The organism is Clostridium sp. AM58-1XD (assembly GCF_003464085.1).
Lineage (GTDB): Bacteria > Bacillota > Clostridia > Lachnospirales > Lachnospiraceae > Lachnoclostridium_A.
Genome location: NZ_QSDR01000001.1, coordinates 83,312 through 104,711, shown reverse-complemented (window position 1 = coordinate 104,711; position 21,400 = coordinate 83,312). Strand labels below are relative to the sequence as shown.

Below are 21,400 nucleotides of genomic sequence, written 5' to 3'. Positions count from 1 at the left end.
TTTTATATTTAATCGTTCAGATAATCAACAGCCAGCTGTGCCATCACAGCGCTGCCTTTTTTCAGCATGGATTCTGCCATATCATATTTTTCATGATGATTAGAGTAAATTCTGCCGTCTTTTTCATTTCTGGAGCCAATGTAACCGTAAATACTCGGAGCGTGTTCACTGAAGAAGGAGAAATCTTCACTGCCCATCATTGCTTCCAGCGGAGCCGCCGCTTCCTCTCCATAAAGCTTCTTTACTGCTTCGTTCGCCAGCTTTACAAGCTTTTCATCGGAGTTAATCACCGGAACCGTCATATACTGGTAGTCCAGAGTCGCCTCTGCACCAAGGGCTGCCGCCGTGTTTTCAACCAGCTTTCTCAGCTCTTCCGGCATCTTCTTCTGAAGTTCTCTGTCAAAAATACGTACCGTTCCTTCCATTTCAACGCTGTTTGCAATGGTGTTGAATCTGGAACCGCCGTTAATCGTTCCCACTGTTACGACAAGAGGATTGGTCGGATTGTTTTTTCTGGATACGAATGTCTGAAGGTTCATAACGATGCTGGCTGCCGCAACAATGGCATCGATGCCGTGATGAGGCGCGCTGCCGTGAGCTGCAAAGCCCTTTACATGGATCTGGAACGTATCGCAGCCTGCCATACGGTTGCCGGACTGGAAATTGATCTTTCCTTCATCCAGGTCTCCCCATACGTGAACGCCTGCAACTGCGTCAACGCCGTCCATAGCGCCGTGCTCAATAATCAGTCTCGCTCCCTGGGCAACTTCTTCTCCCGGCTGGAAGATCAGTTTCACGTTTCCGCACAGTTCTTCCCTTACTTCCATCAGGATCTTTGCCGTTCCCAGCAGCATGGACATGTGGTTGTCATGGCCACATGCATGCATATTGCCGTTCTCAGAAGCGAATGGAAGGCTGTGTCTTCTTTTACCTTTAACGCATCGATATCAGATCTCAGTGCGATCGTCTTTCCTGGCTTTCCTCCGTGAATCACTGCCGTAAGGCCGGTCAGATCTGGAAATGTCTGTACTTCCAGCCCCATATCTTCCAAATCTTTTTTCAGCCTCTTTGTTGTTTCCACTTCTTCCAGTGAAAGTTCAGGATTTTTATGATACTCTCTTCTCCGATCAACAATGTAGCTTTCGTACTTGTCTGCAAGTTTCTTGATGTCTTCCATCGCGTTAATCCCCCTGTATTCTGTTTAATAAATAGAGGCATGCCCCAGCTGAAAATGGCACAGATGTTTTCCCTCTGCGGACATTCCATAGCCTGTATGCATACCTCTTATAATTTTAAAGCATATCTACCAGGAGGTCAATAGGATTATAATAATTATTTTCTTAGACATAACAGTTCAGGCGACTCATCTTCTTGACCGTAATATACGGTCAAGAAGCATCGGATATTCATCCGATGGAAAAAATGGCGTGGAACGCTGCTTACAAGCAAGCTTGATGCTGCGTTCCACGCCATTTTTTCCGTCGTCTGAACTGTTGCGTTGAAGTTATTTTCCGATCATAATACGCAGAATTTCCTTATCGGTTTCCTTCATTCCCTCTTTGCCAATCGCTCCAACACCCATTATTGTCTCCGATACCTGTCCCTGAATAATTCCTGTAAACGGCGCATACGCCTGGTCATTCATAGCCAGATGATGAGCCAGAAATGCCGCATCAAGGCTGGAGGCGATCTTCGCTGCACATGAAATCTTTGCACCGTCACAGATAATTCCCGGTATATTAGCCAGGGTGTTTTCAATTGTCTTTTTAATCCTGTCCAGGGAACCTCCTACCATATAGGTTATGGCGGCGCCGCTGGCACAGGATGCGGAAACAGCACCGCAGAACGCGGACAGCTTTCCTATGTATGTTTTCTGATAAATCGTCAGAAGATTGGAGAATACGAGCGCTCTGTACAGAACGTAGTCCGGCAGTTCCAGTTCTCTGGCATAGACTACAAGAGGAACAGAGGAAGCGATCCCCTGATTTCCGCTGCCGGAATTGATGATAACAGGAAGATCACAGCCTCCCATCCGCGCTTCGGAAGCAGCTGCCGTCAGGCTCCTCATCTTAGTGAGGATGCCGGTGGCATACGTCTCCATAATCACGCGTCCGATTCCAAGTCCGTATTTGCCGGTCATGCCTTCTCTTGCAATCTCCATGTTGTATTCAATCTGGCGCTTAATCAGGTCTCTGATGTCATCCAGATTCACCGTATCTGCAAATTCCTTAATGTGCTCTAAGTCCAGCAGGCTCCTGTCCGCCTGCTCCTGCTCCTGTCCCCCCTCGTCGTTGAAAAACAGGATTTCTCCATTCTTTTCAATCTTTGTTATGTTCGTATGAGCATACTTGATCTCCAGAACCACCTTGTCCGTACCGGCATAAAATTCCAGTATGATGTGAAGCACTGTCGGCGTATCGAGAAGCTCCACGTCGCATACTTCCCTGGCAAGCAGTTCTCTCGTCTGAATGATATCGCTCTCTGTTACATTTTCCAGAACCTCCATCATTTTATCCGCTTCTCCCCCAACGGCTCCCAGTGTGACTCCGGCCGCTATTCCTGTCAGGCCGCCGGAGTTAGGAATCGTCACACAGCGCACATTTTTAATGATATTTCCACTGCATTTCGCTACCATTCGTTCCGGAATACATCCAAGTACTTCTCTGGCCTTAGCTGCGCCGTATGCCAGTGCAATCGGCTCCGTACATCCCATGGCCGGAACCAGCTCCTCCTCCAGTATCGCAATATACTCTTTATAAATTTTCTGATCCATGAAACGGTATCTCCCTTCTCTTTTTCATTTGTATTTTACACTAGCTCCTTACTCGCTCCATAAAAACTTCGGGATGCGGCTTGATCTGGCGATCAATCCGCGGCAAATAGTTCCGCGCTTTCCCTGCGCGTCACTATTTTACATTATGGCAGGCTACGAAATGGGCTGGTTCTAGCTCTTTTAAAAGGGGTGCTTCTTCCCTGCACCTCTCCGTGCAGTACGGACAGCGGTTGTGGAATTTGCAGCCCTCTTTCGTCCTTTCCTGGACTCCGATATCTGCCGTAATATCATCCAGAATCTGCTGTCTCGGATCCGGGGGCAGTATGGATGACAGCAGCATCTGCGTATAGGGATGAAGCGGATTGCCATACAGCTTTTCCGAAGACGATATCTCCATCATGCTGCCCAGGTACAGAACGCCTATATTGTCGCATATCTTCTGCACCACCTGAAGCTGGTGGCTGATAAACAGATAGGTAAGCCCCTGGGAATCCTGAAGCTCTTCCAGCATACCCACGATCTGTGCCTGAAGCGAAACGTCAAGGGCTGAAATCGGTTCGTCACAGACCACGAATTCCGGCTGGACCGACAGTGCCCTGGCAATGGATATCCTCTGGCGCTGGCCTCCCGAAAATTCATGGGGATATTTCAGAAGGTCGATCTTTTTGAGGCCGACTACCTCAATCAGTTCCGCTGCCCGTTCCTTCCGCTCCGCTGCCGTAAACATCCTGTGAATTTCCATCGGCTCACAAATGATTTCCTGTACGGTACGGCTTGGATCCAGGGATGAATATGGATCCTGAAATATGGACTGCATCTTCTTTCGAAAAGGCATCAGCCCCCGTTCCCTCATATGGCCGATTTCCACGCCATCGTAATAGATTTCTCCTGAAGTAGGTTCGTGATATCTCAGAATGGCTTTTCCAATTGTCGATTTTCCGCTTCCCGATTCCCCCACCAGACCAAAAGTTTCGCCCTTTTTAATCGAAAAGTCCACATGGTCCACAGCCTTCAGCCTGTCCGATTGGAAGGAAAACATGCCAGGAGACTTCTGGCGGAAATAGACACACAGATCTTTTACCTCGATTAATCCGTTTCCCATGATATCTCACCTCCCCTGTGACAGCGGACCGTATGGCCCTTCCCTGTTTTAATAAATTCCGGCAGACGGCTCTCACACGTTTTATCCGCATATCTGCAGCGGCTTAAAAACGGGCACAGCCTGCCGCTGTCGTCAGAGACGTCCCTTTCCAGAAACTGCTCAAATTTTCCTCCGCCTACCTTCGGCATGCTGGCAATCAATGCCTGGGTATAGGGATGGCCGGGACGATAGAAAATATCCTCCGCGCTCCCCTCTTCCACTACATAGCCGCCACACATGACGGAAACTCGGCTGCACGTCTGTGCCACCACACCCAGATCATGAGTGATCAGCACCACGCTCATGCCGGAATCTCTCTGCAGCTTTTTTAGAAGTCTCAGAATCTGAGCCTGTATCGTCACGTCAAGAGCTGTCGTCGGCTCGTCGGCGATAATCAGTTTCGGATTGCTGCTCATGGCCATGGCAATCATGACCCTCTGCCGCATTCCGCCGGACAGCTCATGTGGATAGCTTTTCATGCACTTTTCCGGCTCTGTAATGCCGACTGCTCCAAGAAGGGAAACAGCCCTTTTGTATGCCTCCTGCTTCGTCATGGAGTTGTGGCGCAGAATCACTTCCGCCATCTTGCTTCCAACCGTATACACAGGATTGAGAGCAGACAGAGAGTCCTGGAAAATGATGCTGATATCCTTTCCTCTGACGGACCTCAGTTCTTCACTGCTTAGCCCCAGAATATCACGTCCCTCAAATCGTATGCTCCCGCCCTTGATCCTGCAGTTGCCGGGACCAAGCCGGAGGAAGCTTTTTGTCGCCACGCTCTTTCCGCTTCCGGACTCTCCTACGATGCCGAAAAATTCACCTTTCCCAATCGTAAAGCCGGCATTTTTTACTGCCCTGACTTCTCCCAGATCGCCGAAAAACGATACTTCCAGGTCTTTTACTTCCAGAAGGATGGCCTTATTTTTATTCTCCTGATTTTCCATATCATTTCCTCCTATTTCGGCTCAAAGATTTTGCGCAGTACCTCTCCCAGATAGTTGAAGCTGATAACGGTAATGAGAATCAGCAGCCCCGGGAAAAATGCCATATACGGCGCCGTTGCAATATATCCCTGGGCATTGCTCAGCATACTGCCCCAGGATGCAGTCGGAGGACGCAGGCCCATGCCAAAGAAGCTCAGGGCCGATTCCATAAGGATCGCGTTGGCAATATTCATCGTCGCCGCCACGATAATCGTAGGCATGATATTGGGAAGGATATGCTTAACGATAACAGCCAGCTTCTTCTGACCGGAAATCTTGGCATAAACGACGTACTCCCGCTCATTGACAGACATAGTTTCCCCACGGACAATCCTGGCAATGTTCATCCATGTCAGAAAGCCGATAATCAGAACCACATTCTGAAGTCCCGGCTTTAAATAGGCGTTCATCACCACCATGATCAGAAACGTAGGCAGGCTCATCAGCGCATCTACAATACGCATGAGCACAGCATCCAGCTTGCCACCGATAAAACCGCTGACGGAACCGACGATAATGCCGATTGATGTGGAAAGGATCATCGCCATAAAACCGGCTGCAAGAGAGGCGCGGCCTCCATAGAGACAGCGCGCAAGATAATCCCTGCCCATATCATCCGTACCGAACGGATGGCCTGCACTTGGCCACAGCCACCGCTCCGTTACGCTGATTTTATTCGGGTCCACCGGGTAAAGAAATGCAAATACAGCAGCCAGGGTCAGAATCACAATAGCGATTGCTCCTGCAACTGCCAGCTTATTTGTCCGAAATCCCAGCTTGATATTTTTCCATAAATTTTCTTTCACGACCGCTCCCCCTTTCTAAAACGTCCCCTTGCGGATACGCGGGTCAAATACCGCATAAAGGATGTCCGCAAGAAGATTGCCAAGGACAACGAGAAGCGCCGTGAACATGGTAATTCCCATGATCAGCGGATAGTCGAACTGAGAGACTGCCGTTACCGCCAGCTGGCCGATTCCCGGCCATGCAAAAACCTGTTCCGTTATAATAGCTCCCGATACAAGCGTCTGGAGGCTCAGGCCAAGCACGGTAATCATCGGCAGCATGGCATTTTCAGCACGTGCTTGAACAGAATTCCAGATTCTTTCATGCCGTAGGCTGTCTGAACCGTCACATAATCAGAGGACATTTCTGTAATCGTACTGCTTCTCAAATAACGGATATACTGCGAGGCATTTGCAAAGGTCAGCACGGAACACGGCATAATCAGATGAATAATCAAATCTCCAATGCCTGCATTTCCCTCACTGTGCATCCCTATGCTTGGGAGCAGATGAAAATAAACGCTCAGCAGGTAGATCAGCATGATTCCGAACCAGAAAGTGGGAATTGATATGCCGACAAAACAGAAAAAGCTCACAATTTTATCCAGCACTCCATTTTTGTTTTTTCCGGAATAAAGCCCCAGAAAAACGGCTATGACGAATCCAAGAGCCATGCTGGATCCCATAAGTATTACGGTTGCAGGAAGGCGCTCCAGTATCTGGGTGAGCACCGGCCTGCCGTTCATCAGGGAATTCCCGAAATTTCCCTGAAGTATCTTTGTCAGCCATATGACATACTGTTCCCAGATCGGTTTTGTAAGTCCAAGGCTTTCTCTTAAATTTGCAATGTACTCCTCACTCATGTTCGGCTCTACATAAGTCAGCACCGGATCACCCGGTGCTGCTTTAATGAGTGCAAAACAGATAATCGATACGATGAACATGGTCAGAATACACTGGATCAGTCTGTTCACAATCTTTTTCATTTTTCACACGCCCGTCTTTTGATTTGCCGCATTCTTATGCTGCATTTTTATTCTGCACTGTAAATCTTGGAATAATCATAGTAGATCGTCTTCAGAAGGCACTTATCGAAGCCCTTGAATTGATTATCGACTGCATAGAATCCCTTGGAATATGCGATTGGATAAATATATGCGCTGTCGTTGATCTTTGTCTGGATCTGCCTGTAAATTTCCTTCCTGGCGTCATCGTCGGCCGTCATATTGGCCTGGTCCCAAAGCGCATCCAGCTCTTTGTCATTTACACGTGAATAATTGGTACGCTTGCTGGAGTAGATCATATCAGCATAAAGGCTGGGTTCTTCTCCAAGTGTATAATAGCTTAAAATAAGCTCGTACTCTGCGGAGTCCATTTCTTTTGTCTTGTTCTTAAAAGAAGATTCATCCATTGGATTCAGTTCAACCGTAATTCCCGCCTCCTGAAGCTTGGACTGGATATAAACAGCCTGGTTCTCCATCGTCTTATCCGTAGAGATATAAAGCAGCTTCAGTTTGAGATCGCTCTGTCCTGCTTCCTTCAGCAGCGCTTTTGCCTTCTCCACGTCATTGTCCATCTTCGTCATCTCATCCGTATAGTACAGCGTATCCGGAGTAAAGATCGAATAGGCAGGATCTGCAAACTGTTCATTCGTAAATGCAAAGCTGCAGAGCTCTTTCTTATCCAGCGCATATGCAATCGCCTGACGTACGCGTTCATCCTTCATAACCTCGATATTCTCATTCATAAACATCGCATCGACTCTTCCGGAATTATAACTGTAGATCGTCACGTTAGGATAGGCGGAAACCGTCGCATAGTCATCCGTATTGATGAGTCTCGCGCTGATATCCCCATTTGCCAGAGCCGCATTCGCCGAGGTGGAATCCTTTACGATCTTGAAGGTGATTCCATCCAGGTTCACGGTATCCATCCATTCGTCAAATCGTGCCACTTTGAAATACTCGCCTGACTTATATTCGGCGAACTTGAACGGTCCGCTTCCTACCGGATTATTGTTCAGCTCACTCTTTCCAATATTCTCCACGCCCTCATAAATATGCTTTGGTATACAGTACACCTGGCTCAGGCCTCCAAGAAATCCGGCGGACGGAGACGCAAGTGTAAGCTTTACCGTCAGGTCGTCTACTTTTTCAGCCTTAACCGGCTCTCCATTCACATACCCATAAGACGAATATGGAACATTCTGGTTTTTATCCACCAGCACATCCATCGTAAATACAACATCATCTGCAGTCAGCGGTTCTCCGTCATGCCATTTCAGGTCCGGCTTCAGCTTCAGCGTAAACTCATCACACGCGTCGTTTGTCTCCACGCTTTCACAAAGTCCGTTTCCATAATACATCTCGCCGCCGACAACTTCAAAAAACGGGCTGTAAAGAGCCTGCTGTATGTTGAAGCTCGTCTGGTCAATCACATAGAGCGGATTTACGTTCTGAGGATCAGCCGAAACGGCGATTACGATGTTGCCGCCCTGTTTGATCTCCTGACTGCCTTCCTCTTCTGTCTTTCCTTCCAGTTCCACCACATTCTGCGGCGTCTCCTGAGATGCTGCTGTTCCTCCTTCTGACGGGGAAGACGGCTTTCCGGAACCACACGCAGTAACGGCTGCTGTCACTGCCGCCGTAAAAAGCAGAGTAATCATTCTTTTTTTCATTATATTTCCTCCTTTTCAAAAACGCCTGTTTGGATTTGTTTCGATTGCCCTTTCCATTTCATACATTTAAACAAAGGCAGCTGCACCATCTGCAACTGCCTTGTCTTCATCCATTCCAATAATGGCGATTTGCGGATATTATATCATACACGGGATAAAAGGTCAATTTTTTCTTATATCCTTCTTTTTCCTTATATCGTTTCCACAATACATCAGGATATGTGATTTTAATCGCGATTTCCTTTCCTCTTCAGATGGAAAAGCGAACCGGTTCCTATGGGATAAAAAGGCGCTGTGAACAGGAAAAGCTATGCCGTCAATACCAGATTCTGCCTCAAAGCAGCTTATTGGGCGCTGCCTTGAGCAGAATCTGGTATTAATGACATAGCTTCATTTACTTGTTCGATATCTTTTTTCTATCTCATATCCTCCGCCGACTTTACAATGCTGTGAGTAATCGGCGTCCACTTCACTTCTTTAAAGAGTGCTACGACGGATATGGGAATATACGTAAAAATAAAAACCGGAAATGTGAACACATAGAGAATCTTCTTGTATCCTTCACATTTGATCTGTTTCCATTCCGTTATAGTGGTCAGCATTCCAATAGCAAACAGCAATACATAAAAATTCACGAAGGAAAACAGGATAGCCTTCAATGCCACAGGTGCAACATGGTATAACGTGCTCGCGTTTAAAAGAGCCATCATAAGAAATATGGCGTTCACTCCCAGGCAGCCCAGAGACACAAGGGTACCAGGAGCAATCGTCATCAACATGTCATAGCATGAGAAATCCCGTCCCTTAAACGCCCCGCTGATCAGCTCTCTGCCGTATTTCCATACCACCTGGTAAAAACCTTTCGACCAGCGCAGGCGCTGATTCCAGGACTGGGAAAAGGTACACGGCTGTTCGTCATAAATCACCGCTTTTTCACAGTAGCCGATCTTCTCACCTTCAATGGCATTGACGATTGAAAACTCGATATCTTCCGTAAGAAGGTGGAATTTCCAGCCGCCGTACTTTCTCACAATCGAACTGCTGAGCAGGAATCCTGTCCCCGATACGGCACAGTTCGTCCGGAACATCATACGGGCCTGATTCAGGTATTTCGCCTCCCTAAGAAACCACAGGGAATAACCGGCTGTAATCCAGTTTGTCCCATAATTCTTGGAGTTGCGGTAACTTGTAATGATGTTATATCCGCTGTTGTAAACCTTATTCATTTCAGCAATATAATTTCTGTCCAGCAGATTGTCTGCGTCAAAAATCAGATATGCGTCATAGTAAGAATCTCCAAACTGTCTGGCAATTTTTCCAAACACATAATCCAGTGCATATCCCTTTCCCACCAGATACTGGTTAAACCGTTCATATACGATTGCTCCGCTTTTTCGCGCCACTTCGGCCGTCTGATCCGTACAATTATCCGCCACCACAAAGATATCCACCAGTTCGGATGGATAGGATTGATTTTGTATGCTCTCGATCAGATTGCCGATAACCAGGCTTTCATTCCTGGCAGCTATAATCACTCCGAAACGGCTGTGCTTTGAAACACGCGCATTTTCCCGCCGCTTTTTCCTGTTTCCAAGCAGAACTGCTCCAATATACACCAGCTGATAAAGATACAGCGTTGTCAAAAGAATAAAGATAAGTAGGTTAAATTTCTCAATATATTCTGTCATAATACTCATTCTCCACACTATTTTCCTATTTTGCCTACCAAGTATATCATGATTTTCCGAAAAGACAATACCGAAATAACGCCTGTAATCGCCTTTTTCGAACATATGTTTATCGTTGATGGAATTTTTCAAAAAGTTTTGAAACAAATCGTTCCATTTTTCTACGTAACGAGAATAGACTTTTCAGAATAACATTTTAAACTAATATTTTTTTTATTAATTTTTCCGTAATTACGAAATATATGTGAAGAATTTTCATAAAATATATACAATTTTACCCATATCTGATCCGTTTTTCGTACACATCTAAAATTTATATAAACTCAAAAGGTCTTCTGCAGTACAGGAAACCAGTCCCATAATCTCTCATCGAATGGAGAAAAGAAACTAAAATAGGATCATAGTAAACTTTCCAATGTAACTAAAAAACATGTCCCTGACGAGGATATTGCAAAAAGAAATAGAGCATTGCCGCCGATGCCAGATGGAGTGACTTGGCCACTGCTTGGAACGAAATCTAGTATCGGCGGCAATGCGGATTCGACTTTTGCAACACCCTCATCAGAGGCATGTCTGATATCTGCTTTGCAGCGTTCTGCGCACTTGCTGCTGTTTAATATTTTATTTTACTTCCACTCTTCTTCCAGGAAATCCACGATGTCAATTGCCTTTGGAGGACATCCCTTCAGGGATTTCTTAAATCCGCACGTACACTGTCCCACACCGATTTCTCCCGTCTGCCCTTTATATGCCTGACCAATGCAGATCTGAGTTTTCTTTCCGCGGAGCTTTCCGGCGTCGTTTAAACGGTCAAGAGCGTAAATCAGGGAGCCGTAGCATGCGCTGCATGCGTCCTTTGCATCTGCAAACTTCGCCAGGTTCTGCACCCTGTGGCTCATACGGAATTTTCCTTCCGACTGCGCTTCGTTTAAATAAATGAAATTGGCATGCTCTGTATCCGTACTTCCCACGCCCAGCTGTGCAGCCATGCGGATATATGGAATGTCATCTACCGTATACCCCATACAGTCACATACGTAGCTGTCGCAGAGCACAGGATCCTTAAATCCCAGCACCCGGTTCATAGTCACAGGATTGCCGCCTTCTTCAAAGTCCAGGTCTCCGCAGATGTTGTCCACAAGGATGAAATCGTTGCGGCATACCGTATTCAGATGAGCAATTGGTTTATGTAATCCCATCGTATGGAAACGGCGTTTCTCTTTATTCGGCATTACGCTTTATTGTTCTTCAGCGCACATGTAACCGTCGTCTGGCAGTGGCCTTTCAGAACCGGCATGTTGATCATGTAATCCACTTCCATAGCCTTGTCGCAGATACAGATCTTCATTCCCTTTGCCTCGTACTCGCTGTAGCTGTCTCTCTGCAGATCCACAAGAGGTACGTTGTATCTCTGGGATACCTGACGGTAGCCTGCCGCTGTAAAAGCGGACTGTGTGTTGTCCCCTACCCAGGAACCTTCCATAATCGTTATATTTTTAAAGCCGTGCTCCTGAAGATATTCGATTACTCCAGCAAGAAGCTCCTTATGTGTCGTCGCTCCGCTCGAAGCATCCCTGGCTACAACCAGGTTTGGCTTTAACGCTATTTTTTTATTCAGATCGCCGATATCAGAAGCCACATCCGCCCGTCCCAGAATGCTCTTCGCCATCTCTTTATAATCTGTTCCGTGAATGATAATAATGTCATTGCGGTTCATATTTTCTCCTCCTCTTTGTTAACACATTTAACGATAACCTCACGTTCCGCGTACAGGTCACCGACTTCAATCAAAGTATATCATAGGCAAAAATGGGAAGCAAGCCAATTTTCCGCCTGCCGCTCCTGCATTTATGCCTTTTTAAACTCCTTTTCATGAATCTCATTCAGCCACCGTACCGCCTCATCAAGGCCGTCCTGGCAGAAAGGGAAATCCTTCGATTCCTTTTGTTCATCCGGTGTTGCAGGAAAGGAAAACGGTTCCGGCCATACGACCGCGCGTATACAGTCCTCTTCTTCCCCGCCTTCTTCGTGGGGAAATTTTTCCTTTTTCATAAGATAGCGCATCCCCTGATAACTCCCTGTAAATGTGCTTTTCTTTAACAGCGGCATGGCGATACAGCCCGTTAAATCAATCATTTATTTCCCTCCTTTTAAAACGGCTGTTTCCTCACGGCCGCGCACGCACGTACAGGAGCCCCATCCGCTTTCTCATATTTTAAAGGCAGGGAAACAAACCAGATCAGGCGGCTTCCTGCCTCTTTCCATACTTCATTTAACGACATAAGGTTTTCAATTATGACAAAATTCTCAATCGACAGAAGGCTGTGATGCAGAGGCAGGCTTTCATCCTCGATTAAGTCGGCCCCTATCGTGTCCAAACCGATTCCCTTTTTCCTGGACCCCCTTTTTTCTCTGCCACCGCCGCCTTCCCTTAGATACCGTACCACATCTTCTGAAAGAACAGGATATCCACTCAAATACCGGTTCTTTCCCCAGTACTTATCCCAGCCTGTATAAAAAAGGAGAAATTCTGCCTGATCCGCCAGGTCTCTGACACGGTTAATCTCTTCCATGGTAATCAGACGCCGTTCTTTCCCGGCCGTACCGGTACAGTCCAGTACGAGTGCCGTTCCCATAAACCGGCTCATATCCATTTCGTCAAGAGAGATGCCGTCCTTCTTTACATGAGCCGCTGCGTCCATATGGGTTCCGACATGGGAATACAAACTGAGCTTTGTCTCGTGAAAGCCGTCCTTCTCCCACGTATGAACCGTCTGTACGACCGGCTGTTCCGTCCCCGGATACACCGGCATATCCTCTTTCACCGCATGCGTCAGATCAATGATTCTGTAATCTTCCATATCCGACTTTCCCTTCTTCAATTCTTATACCCACATCATCCGTTTTCCCAGCTTTGCACTGCCCTGTTCCCTGACCGCTCGATCAGATCAGTCCCATGCTCTTTAGTAGAAACAGCTCCGCCGTCAGCGTCACCGCGCTGAACAGGGTCGTCATCATAATAATACCGGATGAAAACTGCCCCTCATGACCCATGTTTTTCGCCATGATAAAACAGCTTACCGTCGTTGATGATCCCAGCATAACAAGCATGGCGACCAGCTTTTCTTCCCTGAATCCCATATGTACCGCTATCGGCAGGAACAGGGACACATATCCGCACAGTTTCATCGCCGTACAGATTACAGTAGGAACCGGGCTGGAAAATGCCTGTTTCAGCCGTATGGAGCCTCCCATTGCCATGAGCCCGAGCGGAGTCGCCAGCACTCCCAGGTTCGCTGTCGTTTTCTCCAGAATAACCGGCTGGGGAAGCCTCAGGACTGACCACAACACTCCGACTGCAATGCCCAGAATAATCGGATTGTGCAGAATCCCGCTCAACGTCTTTTTTATAAGTGCTCCGCTGAATTTTTCTCTGTCCGGCTTAAACAGGGAGAGCACGACTACAGCCATTACGTTATACAGAGGTACGCTGGCAATTACCATCAGAGGAGCGATTTTACTGGTGCCGTATAAGTTCTGCATGAATGCGATACCCAGAATCGCAGAGCTGCTTCTGTATGATCCCTGAATGAACTCGCCTTGAATTTTCCTGTCAAACAGATAGGAAACGGCGGTAGAGATGCAAATGCTCAGAAGGGTTACCGAAAAACAGAAAGCTACCATACGTCCGTCCCACACCTCGCGAAAGTCTACCGTGGAGATGTCATTAAACAGCAGGGCAGGCAGGGCGGCGTTAAAAACGAATTTGTTCAATTTATTTACAAATCCATCGTCAAACAGACCGACCCTTTGAAACAGAACTCCCAGCAGCATGGTAAAGAAAATAGGCATAGTTGCATTCAGGCAGAATATAAAATTGTCCATAATTCAATCACTCTTTCTTTGGTAAGGAATTTACGTTTTATTATAACCATCCGTTATTTAAAAAGCAACTCTAAAAAAACTGCCGCACCAAGCGCTCCGGCCTTTACGGCCTTCTGCGCTCAATGCGGCAGCCAAATCACCTAACCGGCCTTTCGGCCTATGGTTTAATAATTCTCATACCTTTTCGGTCTTTACAAAATACTTCTTACAGTCAATTAGCTTCATAATCCCGAATAAGCACACCAGAATCATACCTACCAGAAGTCCCATATTGATTAAATACAGCGGATATTTCATAACCGTCGTAGCCTCTCCTGTTCTCATCTGTGTCGCAACAATTGTACAAAGATGCTTGATCATAAAGGCACTGACTCCAAATCCGGAAAGATACTGGATTACTTTTAAGGTACCGTATGCAGCCGGTTTTTTCTTCACCTTCTCGCTGTCTTCAATGAGTGTCAGACAGATTAAGGAATCTGAGTAAAAGGCCAGGGCTGAGCATACGAAGATACTCCAGATAAATAACAGCTTCAGGAATTCGTCGGTCCAGGGCGTCGGTATTTTCAGCACGTTTCTAGCAAATACCGCATATGTCTCTACGACGATCATGACGATGCCGACGAAACCGAAGATTACTTCCAGAACTTTTATAACTCTGTCAATTACATTTTTCATGCGATACACCTCTTTATTCTTCTACAACCGCAATTACCCTGATTGTTCCTCCATCGGAATGCTGCGTGTTGATCGGCAGGGCAACCAGCTGGCAGGTAGGGGATTTGATCTCCCAGAGATTTGTCATATACTCAATCTGAAGGATTTTGCCCTCTACAAGCACATGCTCGTGAACCGGCTGACGCATGTCCTGTCCTGGTTTCGGATCGCGGATTCGGATTACGTAATCCTGCGGGAAGTCGTATCCTACGATCTTAGGAGCGTAGTCACGGATCCAGATTCCTCCGTCTTCCGTTACCCACTGGGAATTATCCCAGAATTCTTTTGTCTTCCAGCTTACCTTATTCGCCCTGTCGGTGCGGATAAGGATGCTGTCATAATGTTTGTCTTTGAATGGCTCATTCGCCTTTTCCAGCATTTCTGCCGTAATTCCCGTGTTCTCCGGTACATCGGTCAGATCCAGAACGAGGCAGTCCGTGATTCCCCAGTCAGAGATCGGGTAGTCGTCGGAAGTCAGGCCGGTTGGATCAAAATGACGCGGAAAATCAATATGTGTGAACCAGTGAGACTGAAGCGGATATCCTGTTATCTGAAACGGATCGCCGTTCTCATGGCTCTTAACAAGGGAAAAATGAATTCCATAACGCCAATGTTCTTCGATTGGCAGTGTTAAATCAACAATACGTCTCAATATAACGCCTCCTTAATTACTTGCCCTGGATCATGTCAACCAGTTCTGTGCCGTATTTGTCAGTAAACAGGGACCATGTAGGCATAGCTTTCTCTTTGAATGCTTCCTTGTCTGGCTCTTCTTCGATTGTGCATCCGCCGTCGATCAGCGTCTGCTTTGCTGCTGCCTGAGCCTCATCTGTCAGCTTGAGCTGTTCTTCCTGTCCAACTTCTGCTGCTTTCATGATTAAATCTTTCTGAGAATCAGATAATTTGTTCCATGTTGTTTCACTCATTGCCATTAAGAATGGTGTGTAAACAGCGTCTGTCATCGTGATATATGGCTGTACTTCGTAGAATTTACGGGAAGCAATCTCATGAAGAGGGTTGTCCTGTGCACTTACCGTACCCTGCTGAAGAGCTGTGTAAAGCTCGGAAGCGTCGATGGTTGCAGGAAGAGCGCCCATAGCTTTCCAAGTTTCAACCTGGATCTCAGCCGGGAGAGTTCTCATCTTGATTCCCTTCATATCGTCCGGAGTCTTGATCGGTTTTACATTGTTGCTCAGCTCACGGAAACCGTTCTCCCAGAAGGAAAGGCCTACAAGACCTGCTCCTGACAGTTTCTCGAAGATCGCGTCTTTTGCAGGACCGTTGATGGCAGCTCTTGCTGATTCCAGATCAGAGAATAAGAATGGGAGCTGGAATACTTCTACCTCTGGTACGAGGCCGGAGAAATAAGCGGTACCGGATACACCGATATCAACAGTACCCTGCTGAAGTCCCTGAACCATACTTGTTGCGTCGCCGAGTGCTGTATCATAAAATGCGGTAGCTGTGATTGTTCCGTTGGAATTGTCGTTAATATAGTCTGCCATTACCTTCAGAGCGCCGCCGGTTGGTGTATTTTCCGGAATGGAGCCTGCGAAAAGGCTTATTTTCACTTTATCACCTGTTACGCCTGAAGCAGATGCGTCTCCGCCTGCTGCTTCGGAGCCCTCTGTCTTTGCACCGGAATCAGCTTTCGGAGCCTCTTCCTTCTTTCCGCCGCCGCATGCAGCAAGGCTTGCTGCCATAGCAAATGTCATACCTAATGCTAAAAATTTCTTCATGTTTTTCATAGTATTTTCTCCTTTTCCCTTTTTTGCGTTTATAGTATCTGGCCCGCCGGCCCATGTTGCTTACTTAATGGAACGTTTCTTTCATTTATTATTTAAGAAGACTTGGAAGGAACGTGGACATAGCCGGAATCAGTACGATGAAGAGTGCTCCCACCATAATTGCCAAAATCAGCTTCGGCAGATGAGGAATAATCTTGTGGATCGGTTCTCCGCCTACGGAAGAGGCGACGAACAGGTTGATTCCAACCGGTGGTGTAACAAGGCCGATACAAAGGACAACGACCATAACAACGCCAAAATGAATCATGTCAATGCCGTATGCAAGTGCTGTCGGGCAGAAGATCGGAGCGAAAATAAGAAGCGCCGGAACTGCGTCGATAAAACATCCTGCTACTAACAGAATCAGGCATACTGCAAGCAGAAATACGAGCGGACTGCTGATGGAGCTTGTAAACAGCTCCGCAACCATCTGCGGAATTCCTTCTCTCGTGATTACCCAGCCAAATACCTGTGTAGCGCCAACGATAAACATGATGCTGGCGGCACTCTTAACGCCGTCATATACGATGTTGCATACCTCTTTCGGCTTAATTTCACGGTATACAAAAATACCGATAAACAGGCAATAGAAACATGCAACTGCAGAAGCTTCGGTCGGTGTAAACAGACCGGAATAGATTCCTCCCAGAATGATGACGGGAGCGAGCATTGCCCAGATGGCTTTAATAAAGGAGGAACCAACCTCTTTAATATTAAAGGAACCAGAACCTCTGTATCCTTTCTTCACGCACTGGAACAGAACAACTGCAATTACGATAACACCCAGAAACAGTCCCGGCAGAAGACCTGCAAGGAGCATATCGCCAACGGATTCTCCGGAAGCAACTCCGTAAAGAACCATCAGTACGCTTGGTGGAATCAGCGGTCCGAAGATACCGCCCACAGCCTGTACTGCACTGGCATAGTCAGCATCATAGCCTTCGTCTCTCATGAAAGGAATCATGATTCCGCCTACTGCTGCTGTTGTAGCCGCGCCTGCACCTGTCATGGCTGCAAAGATCATACTTGTTACAACTGTAACGACTGCAAGGCCGCCCGGAATAAAACCGATACAGCTCTTTGCAAAATTAACCATCCTTCGGGCTATACCGCCGTTCTGCATAAGGCTTCCTGCAATTACAAAAAACGGGATAGCCATCAGCGTAAAGGAATCGACGCCCTTTAACATCTGCTGTGCTATAATAATCAGCGGCACATCGGAATACACGACCATGTAAAGCAGGGATGACATACAGAGCGCATATGCAATCGGGATTCCCAAGAACAGTAATATAAAGAATGAAGCAACTAATACAAATAGATTCACACTGATCACCTCTTACCTATGTATGTTTTTTATTACGCTTGTTCCTCGCTTCATAAAAACGGGCGGGAACCGCCTTGACCTGCCGGTCAAGCCGTAGCAAATAGTTTCGGTCTTTACAGGCGCGTCACTATTTTTTATTTGTTTTCTCTCACATGCGCCGCCATCTTCGCAGTCATCTTCACCGCATTCTCAAAGGAGGTCGTTTTTACGATTCCCTTTCCTGCAATGTCATAGGCCGTTCCGTGACCACATGTTGCAATCGGTACCGGAAGACCTCCGGCAATCGTTATTCCGCGTTCAAAGCCTCTCAGCTTTAAAGCAATCTGTCCCTGATCATGATACATGGTCACAACCCCGTCAAATTCTCCGTTAAAGGCTTTATGGAACAGAATGTCTGAAGACCAGGGTCCTGACGCATGAATTCCCATTCTCTGCGCCTCTTCCACCGCAGGTCCAATGACCTCAATCTCTTCCCGGCCACATTTTCCGTTCTCACCGCAGTGGGGATTCAGCGCTGCAATACCCAGTCTTGGTCTCTCAAGTCCAGTGTTTTTAAGCGTTGTGTCGGCAAGAGTAATCGCTCTGACGATCTTTTCCTGAGTCAGGTTTTCACTCACTTTTGAAATCGGAATATGACTGGTTGTCCTGGTCGTCCACATGTTGTCAACCACATTGATTTCGCCGAAAGGCGCCGTATGATTCAGAAGATGTGCCATATAGTGATGCTCACTCTCAAACCGGCATCCTGCCTGTATCATTCCTGCTTTATTCAGCGGTCCGAAGCAAAATCCGTCAATCTTTCCTGACTGGAACAGCTCAATTCCAAGCTTCAGTAGTTTCAGGCACGCTCTTCCGCTTGCAATGGAAAGTTCACCGAAGGGCGCTTCATCCGGATCCAGGTCTTTCTGGTTCAGAATCGGAATTCCGTCTTCCCATGTCGCTTCATCGATCTTGTCAATGATCTGCGTCTTAATACTCAATCCATTAATTCCGGCTCCACGTTCAAATACCCTTGCATCCCCAAGAATGACAGGACGGCAGTATTCGTCATAGAATTTCTCTGCTGCCAGCTTCGTAATAATTTCAGGTCCTACGCCGGCCGCATCTCCCAGAATAATGCCTAAAACTGGTTTTTCATTCATAATAATCCTCCTTCCCTCTTTTTATCTATCACACTTGTAATTAGAGCAATTGATGTGCCAACCAATTTTTTATTGTCATTTCTTGTGTATATTACACAAGTTTCAAAATTTGTTTTTGTGCACATTGTTTAAATTTCGTTAAGATTTTTTTCATTCTTTTTTTGTAATTTTCAATAATGTTTTCATACTGTTTCATTTTCGTTGCGCATGCAACAAATGTTGCCGTTTTTTTGTTGCTTATTCCGTTTATTGTCTATGCAGCGCAGCGGCCGCATGTAAAAGGCCCGTTCCGGCAGACTGCCTGATGCAGTCCTGCCGGAACGGGCCTTTTCATATTTTTCATATATTTCCTGACCTTATTTATTTTCCTGGTCCTGTACTTCCTCTTCCCGGTTCTCTTCCTCCAGTTCGGGAACTGATTTTCCCTCAATGGCTTTTTCGACCGGTTCTCCTTCGTCCCCAGCCTCTGACGGCTCTTTCGATGCAGAAGCAGCCGACAGCTCTTCCCTGGATATGCAGTCTTTTGCTTCTCCTGCCGCCGTACGCTTTTCCACGGCTTCATCCAAATGTTCCGCCGCTGATTTTTCTTCTTCCGGCTCCGGAATCCCTTTTACCTGTCGGAAAATCTTCATGAATTCCTTGCCTGTAATGGTTTCCTTTTCAATCAGGAATTCAGCAATCTTATCCATGGCCTCTCTGTTTTCTCCGAGCAGCCGCTTTGCCTCTTCATAGGAATTTTTCAGTATCATCATAACTTCCTGGTCGATTTCGGCCGCTGTTGCATCGCCGCAGTTCAAAACTGAACGACCGGTAAGATACTGGTTTTCCTGCGTTTCAAGTCCCATAAGTCCGAATTTTTCGGACATGCCGTACTGCGTCACCATTGCGCGGGCGATTCTTGTAGCCTGTTCGATATCATTAGCAGCGCCTGTTGTAACCGTATCAAATACAAGCTCTTCCGCTGCACGGCCCGCCAGGAAGCCGACGAGCATAGCCTGAATTTCTTTTTTTGTATTAAGGAATTTTTCTTCTTCCGGCACGTGCATAACGTAACCGAGTGCACCCATGGTACGCGGCACAATCGTAATCTTCTGAACCGGTTCGGAATCCTTCTGCAGCGCGCTGACGAGAGCATGGCCGACCTCATGATAGGAAACGATCCTTCTCTCTTCCTTGCTTAGAATTCTGTCTTTCTTTTCTTTTCCTACTAGGACAACCTCTACAGCCTCAAAGAGGTCTTTCTGGGAAACGGCCTGACGTCCATGTTTGACTGCCATGATCGCCGCTTCATTCATCATGTTCGCCAGATCGGCGCCTACCGCTCCTGATGTGGCAAGGGCTATCTCTTCAAAATCTACGGTTTCATCCAGAAGCACATCCTTGGAATGCACCTTCAGAATGTTAACTCTTCCCTTTAAATCAGGTTTGTCGACGATCACACGGCGGTCGAAACGGCCGGGACGCAGCAGCGCCGGATCGAGGATCTCCGGACGGTTGGTAGCTCCAAGCACCAGCAGACCCTTGGAAGAGTCGAAACCGTCCATCTCAGACAGCAGCTGGTTCAGCGTCTGCTCTCTCTCGTCATTGCCGCCTCCAAATCTGGAATCACGGCTCTTGCCGATAGCATCGATCTCGTCAATAAATATGATACACGGTGCAGATTCCTGCGCCTGTTTAAACAGATCCCTGACACGGGAGGCTCCCACACCCACAAACATCTCTACAAAATCAGAACCAGACAGGGAATAAAAAGGAACCTTCGCCTCTCCGGCAACCGCTTTTGCAAGCAGAGTCTTACCCGTTCCAGGAGGGCCCACAAGCAAAGCTCCTTTTGGAAGTTTGGCGCCGATCTTCGTGTATTTCGCAGGGTTGTGCAGGAAATCCACGATCTCCGTCAACGATTCCTTCGCTTCGTCTTCTCCTGCTACGTCTTTAAAGGTTATGCCTGTCTCCTTCTGGACATATACCTTGGCATTGCTTTTTCCAACGCCCATGAGTCCGCCTCCGCCCATGCGGCGCATCATCAGATTCATAAGGAATACGATAAATCCGAACCACAAGAGTGAGCTGGCTATCTCCAGCAGCAGACTGTTGCTCTGCTTATCCCTTTTCATTTCAATCCCGTGGCTTTCCAGCCTTCTTGTCAGCTGGTCGTCGCCTTCCATGCGGATCGTGTAATAGCTTTTCCAAGGTGAAAATTTCTTGGAATCGCTTTTAGGATTAATGGTGATTTCTGCGTTTCCCGCTTCAACGGATTCGATCTCCCCTTCGTTTACGGCTTCGATAAACGCATCATAGGTAATCTCTTCCGTCGTGGATTTTAAAAGTGTGTTCTTCATAAAATACACGGAAAGGAATGTAATAATTGCAGCAACCACCAGGATTGTTAAGGTCTGCCCTCCGTTCTTCGGAGATTTTCCGTTATTATTCTGGTTATTGTTATTATTCATATGTGTTTCTCCCATCTGAATAGTACCCCTATTCTATTCCATACCATT

19 protein-coding genes and 1 pseudogene are annotated in these 21,400 nt (G+C 46.9%); all 20 read right to left on the bottom strand.

Going from position 1 to position 21,400, the window contains the following annotated elements:
- Window positions 1-8: 8 nt before the first annotated feature.
- Entirely contained in the window at window positions 9-887 is an 879-nt protein-coding gene (locus tag DXA13_RS00475; protein WP_243008899.1) for an amidohydrolase, read from the bottom strand.
- Window positions 827-1,177, bottom strand: a complete 351-nt coding sequence (locus DXA13_RS21355; protein WP_243008898.1) for a hypothetical protein — start codon at window positions 1,175-1,177, stop codon at window positions 827-829. Before DXA13_RS21355 ends, DXA13_RS00475 begins: the two co-directional genes overlap by 61 nt.
- A 327-nt stretch (window positions 1,178-1,504) precedes the next feature.
- Window positions 1,505-2,773, bottom strand: a complete 1,269-nt coding sequence (locus tag DXA13_RS00470) for an L-serine ammonia-lyase, iron-sulfur-dependent, subunit alpha (RefSeq protein ID WP_118241211.1) — start codon at window positions 2,771-2,773, stop codon at window positions 1,505-1,507.
- A 133-nt stretch (window positions 2,774-2,906) separates the two neighbouring features.
- Window positions 2,907-3,878 carry an ABC transporter ATP-binding protein gene (locus DXA13_RS00465; RefSeq protein ID WP_347559635.1) on the bottom strand — a complete coding sequence of 324 codons (972 nt, stop codon included), beginning with the start codon at window positions 3,876-3,878 and terminating at the stop codon, window positions 2,907-2,909.
- The gene (locus tag DXA13_RS00460; protein ID WP_118241209.1) at window positions 3,860-4,858 is read right to left on the bottom strand and encodes an ABC transporter ATP-binding protein; all 999 of its coding nucleotides are present in this window, start codon (window positions 4,856-4,858) and stop codon (window positions 3,860-3,862) included. Before DXA13_RS00460 ends, DXA13_RS00465 begins: the two co-directional genes overlap by 19 nt.
- 11 nt (window positions 4,859-4,869) lie before the next feature.
- A complete protein-coding gene (locus DXA13_RS00455; RefSeq protein WP_118241208.1) occupies window positions 4,870-5,703 on the bottom strand; it encodes an ABC transporter permease in 834 nt (277 codons plus the stop codon).
- 15 nt (window positions 5,704-5,718) lie between these two features.
- Window positions 5,719-6,626 (bottom strand): annotated as a pseudogene (locus DXA13_RS00450) (ABC transporter permease).
- Between the two features lie 89 nt (window positions 6,627-6,715).
- The gene (locus DXA13_RS00445) at window positions 6,716-8,359 is read right to left on the bottom strand and encodes an ABC transporter substrate-binding protein (RefSeq protein ID WP_118241207.1); all 1,644 of its coding nucleotides are present in this window, start codon (window positions 8,357-8,359) and stop codon (window positions 6,716-6,718) included.
- A gap of 416 nt (window positions 8,360-8,775) precedes the next feature.
- Window positions 8,776-10,047, bottom strand: coding sequence for a glycosyltransferase family 2 protein (locus DXA13_RS00440; RefSeq protein WP_207662138.1), 1,272 nt, complete (start codon window positions 10,045-10,047; stop codon window positions 8,776-8,778).
- A 626-nt stretch (window positions 10,048-10,673) separates the two neighbouring features.
- A complete protein-coding gene (locus DXA13_RS22615; RefSeq protein ID WP_347559630.1) occupies window positions 10,674-11,279 on the bottom strand; it encodes a DUF362 domain-containing protein in 606 nt (201 codons plus the stop codon).
- The gene (locus tag DXA13_RS22610; RefSeq protein ID WP_347559629.1) at window positions 11,279-11,764 is read right to left on the bottom strand and encodes a DUF362 domain-containing protein; all 486 of its coding nucleotides are present in this window, start codon (window positions 11,762-11,764) and stop codon (window positions 11,279-11,281) included. Before DXA13_RS22610 ends, DXA13_RS22615 begins: the two co-directional genes overlap by 1 nt.
- A gap of 131 nt (window positions 11,765-11,895) precedes the next feature.
- A complete protein-coding gene (locus DXA13_RS00430; RefSeq protein ID WP_118241205.1) occupies window positions 11,896-12,183 on the bottom strand; it encodes a hypothetical protein in 288 nt (95 codons plus the stop codon).
- 14 nt (window positions 12,184-12,197) lie between these two features.
- Complete coding sequence (locus DXA13_RS00425; RefSeq protein WP_118241204.1) at window positions 12,198-12,908, bottom strand: cyclase family protein; 711 nt, start codon at window positions 12,906-12,908, stop codon at window positions 12,198-12,200.
- 82 nt (window positions 12,909-12,990) lie between these two features.
- Entirely contained in the window at window positions 12,991-13,932 is a 942-nt protein-coding gene (locus DXA13_RS00420; RefSeq protein ID WP_118241203.1) for an AEC family transporter, read from the bottom strand.
- Window positions 13,933-14,106: 174 nt separating this feature from the next.
- Window positions 14,107-14,607 (bottom strand): TRAP transporter small permease, encoded by a 501-nt coding sequence (locus tag DXA13_RS00415; RefSeq protein ID WP_118241202.1) that lies wholly within the window; start codon window positions 14,605-14,607, stop codon window positions 14,107-14,109.
- A gap of 13 nt (window positions 14,608-14,620) precedes the next feature.
- The gene (locus DXA13_RS00410) at window positions 14,621-15,298 is read right to left on the bottom strand and encodes a cyclase family protein (RefSeq protein ID WP_118241201.1); all 678 of its coding nucleotides are present in this window, start codon (window positions 15,296-15,298) and stop codon (window positions 14,621-14,623) included.
- Between the two features lie 16 nt (window positions 15,299-15,314).
- On the bottom strand, window positions 15,315-16,394 hold the full coding sequence (locus tag DXA13_RS00405; protein WP_243008897.1) for a DctP family TRAP transporter solute-binding subunit: 1,080 nt from the start codon (window positions 16,392-16,394) through the stop codon (window positions 15,315-15,317).
- Window positions 16,395-16,482: 88 nt separating this feature from the next.
- On the bottom strand, window positions 16,483-17,760 hold the full coding sequence (locus DXA13_RS00400) for a TRAP transporter large permease (RefSeq protein ID WP_118241200.1): 1,278 nt from the start codon (window positions 17,758-17,760) through the stop codon (window positions 16,483-16,485).
- Between the two features lie 134 nt (window positions 17,761-17,894).
- Window positions 17,895-18,902: a 4-hydroxythreonine-4-phosphate dehydrogenase PdxA gene (locus DXA13_RS00395; RefSeq protein WP_118241199.1), complete on the bottom strand. Its 1,008-nt coding sequence runs from the start codon at window positions 18,900-18,902 to the stop codon at window positions 17,895-17,897.
- A 356-nt stretch (window positions 18,903-19,258) separates the two neighbouring features.
- Window positions 19,259-21,352 carry an ATP-dependent zinc metalloprotease FtsH gene (gene ftsH, locus DXA13_RS00390; RefSeq protein WP_118241198.1) on the bottom strand — a complete coding sequence of 698 codons (2,094 nt, stop codon included), beginning with the start codon at window positions 21,350-21,352 and terminating at the stop codon, window positions 19,259-19,261.
- Window positions 21,353-21,400 lie beyond the last annotated feature (48 nt).

What these genes read in the sequence shown, in the direction of transcription:
- DXA13_RS00460 (WP_118241209.1), bottom strand. Translation starts at nt 4,858, where the DNA reads ATGGAAAATCAGGAGAATAAAAATAAGGCCATCCTTCTGGAAGTAAAA.
- DXA13_RS00415 (WP_118241202.1), bottom strand. Translation starts at nt 14,607, where the DNA reads ATGAAAAATGTAATTGACAGAGTTATAAAAGTTCTGGAAGTAATCTTC.
- DXA13_RS22610 (WP_347559629.1), bottom strand. Translation starts at nt 11,764, where the DNA reads ATGAACCGCAATGACATTATTATCATTCACGGAACAGATTATAAAGAG.
- DXA13_RS00405 (WP_243008897.1), bottom strand. Translation starts at nt 16,394, where the DNA reads ATGAAAAACATGAAGAAATTTTTAGCATTAGGTATGACATTTGCTATG.
- DXA13_RS00470 (WP_118241211.1), bottom strand. Translation starts at nt 2,773, where the DNA reads ATGGATCAGAAAATTTATAAAGAGTATATTGCGATACTGGAGGAGGAG.
- DXA13_RS00395 (WP_118241199.1), bottom strand. Translation starts at nt 18,902, where the DNA reads ATGAATGAAAAACCAGTTTTAGGCATTATTCTGGGAGATGCGGCCGGC.
- DXA13_RS00475 (WP_243008899.1), bottom strand. Translation starts at nt 887, where the DNA reads ATGCATGCATGTGGCCATGACAACCACATGTCCATGCTGCTGGGAACG.
- DXA13_RS22615 (WP_347559630.1), bottom strand. Translation starts at nt 11,279, where the DNA reads ATGCCGAATAAAGAGAAACGCCGTTTCCATACGATGGGATTACATAAA.
- DXA13_RS00445 (WP_118241207.1), bottom strand. Translation starts at nt 8,359, where the DNA reads ATGAAAAAAAGAATGATTACTCTGCTTTTTACGGCGGCAGTGACAGCA.
- DXA13_RS21355 (WP_243008898.1), bottom strand. Translation starts at nt 1,177, where the DNA reads ATGGAAGACATCAAGAAACTTGCAGACAAGTACGAAAGCTACATTGTT.
- DXA13_RS00420 (WP_118241203.1), bottom strand. Translation starts at nt 13,932, where the DNA reads ATGGACAATTTTATATTCTGCCTGAATGCAACTATGCCTATTTTCTTT.
- DXA13_RS00440 (WP_207662138.1), bottom strand. Translation starts at nt 10,047, where the DNA reads ATGACAGAATATATTGAGAAATTTAACCTACTTATCTTTATTCTTTTG.
- DXA13_RS00430 (WP_118241205.1), bottom strand. Translation starts at nt 12,183, where the DNA reads ATGATTGATTTAACGGGCTGTATCGCCATGCCGCTGTTAAAGAAAAGC.
- DXA13_RS00425 (WP_118241204.1), bottom strand. Translation starts at nt 12,908, where the DNA reads ATGGAAGATTACAGAATCATTGATCTGACGCATGCGGTGAAAGAGGAT.
- ftsH (WP_118241198.1), bottom strand. Translation starts at nt 21,352, where the DNA reads ATGAATAATAACAATAACCAGAATAATAACGGAAAATCTCCGAAGAAC.